At 46.7% G+C, this 1,661-nt stretch carries 2 protein-coding genes and 1 pseudogene; all 3 read left to right on the top strand.

The window, feature by feature from the left end; translation table 11 throughout:
* A pseudogene (locus tag AC4MRV_RS22055) lies at window positions 1–431 on the top strand (leucyl aminopeptidase); the annotation flags it as partial.
* Window positions 432–523: 92 nt separating this feature from the next.
* Window positions 524–973, top strand: a complete 450-nt coding sequence (locus AC4MRV_RS22050) for a DNA polymerase III subunit chi (RefSeq protein ID WP_152469331.1) — start codon at window positions 524–526, stop codon at window positions 971–973.
* A 102-nt stretch (window positions 974–1,075) separates the two neighbouring features.
* A partial coding sequence (locus tag AC4MRV_RS22045) for a class I tRNA ligase family protein (RefSeq protein ID WP_491189404.1) occupies window positions 1,076–1,661 on the top strand: 586 nt, incomplete at its 3' end.

The following is a 1,661-nucleotide window of genomic DNA, read 5'->3' as shown; positions in this document are numbered from 1 at the left end:
ATGCACTCACTTACGTTGAGCGTTTCGAACCAGACTGTGTGGTTGACGTTGCAACGCTAACAGGCGCATGTGTTATCGCTCTAGGTCACCACATCAGTGGCGTTCTATCGAACCACAACCCACTTTCTCACGAGCTAGTTAACGCTTCTGAGCAAGCAAGTGATCGTGCATGGCGTCTACCGATGGCAGACGAGTACCACGAGCAACTAAACAGCCCATTTGCTGACATGGCAAACATCGGTGGCCGTCCAGGCGGTACTATCACTGCAGGTTGTTTCTTGTCTAAGTTCACTAAGAAATACAACTGGGCACACATCGACATCGCAGGTACTGCGTGGAAGTCTGGTGCAGCGAAAGGCTCTACTGGTCGTCCAGTCTCAATGCTAGTCCAATTCTTATTGAACCGCAGCGGCCATGAGACTGAAGAGTAATCTTCAAAATAATAAAAAGGGCCTACGGGCCCTTTTTTAGTAACTTATGATGGGAAACTTGTCCCTCGCTTTTATCAAGTTTGAGTAGCGTTATGCAGACAGCCACTTTTTACATTGTGTCGCCAGACAGCCCTCAAGCAGAGCCACAAGGTTTTGCCGAGTACGTGCTGTTTCTCGCTCATCACTTTGCTAAGCAAGGCGCAAAACTCTACCTAAACTGTAACGACAAAGCGCATGCCGAGAGCCTTGCAGAAATCTTCTGGCAAGTCGAACCCGAGCAGTTTATGGCACACAACTTGGTTGGTGAAGGTCCAAAGTATGCCACCAATATTGAAATAGGTTACGAGGGCGTTAAGCCCAATTGGAACCGTCAATTGGTAATAAATGTGGCCGATAATCATACAACCTTTGCGAACGCCTTTGCTCAGGTGATAGACTTCGTGCCTTGCGAAGAAAAAGCGAAGCAACTCGCGCGCGAAAGGTATAAAATTTACCGTCAAGCTGGGTATCAATTACAAACGATTGAGATTCAGCATCCATAGTCAAACCTCATAGTTAAAGCTATCTTTGAATTAAGGTTCAAGAAGCTTCACTTATGAAGTTTGACCAAGATTAACCATTCACAGTATCCGTAAAAGAGCACTATGGAAAAGACATATAACCCAACATCAATCGAACAAGCCCTGTATCAGGCTTGGGAAGAGAAAGGCTACTTTAAGCCACACGGTGACACATCAAAAGAAGCTTACAGCATCATGATCCCGCCACCGAACGTCACTGGTAGCCTACACATGGGTCACGCGTTCCAAGACACTATCATGGATACTCTGATCCGTGCTGAACGTATGAAGGGCAAAAACACCCTTTGGCAAGTAGGTACGGACCACGCTGGTATCGCAACTCAAATGGTTGTTGAGCGCAAGATTGCTGCTGAAGAAGGCAAAACTAAGCACGACTACGGTCGTGATGCTTTCATCGACAAAATCTGGGAATGGAAAAACGAATCTGGTGGCACAATCACTAAGCAGCTTCGTCGCCTAGGCGCTTCTGTAGACTGGGACCGTGAGCGTTTCACTATGGATGATGGCCTATCTAACGCTGTTCAAGAAGTGTTTGTTCGCCTATACGAAGAAGACCTAATCTACCGTGGTAAGCGCCTAGTAAACTGGGACCCGAAACTGCACACTGCAATTTCTGATCTTGAAGTTGAAAACAAAGACAAAAAAGGCC

The sequence above is a fragment of the Vibrio sp. genome, assembly GCF_984391705.1.
The sequence above is the reverse complement of the archived record's forward strand: the minus strand, read 5'-3'. Positions and strand labels throughout refer to the sequence as shown.

Bases quoted from the DNA above. Each gene is read 5' to 3' on its own strand.
- AC4MRV_RS22050 (WP_152469331.1), top strand. From the start codon at position 524: ATGCAGACAGCCACTTTTTACATTGTGTCGCCAGACAGCCCTCAAGCA.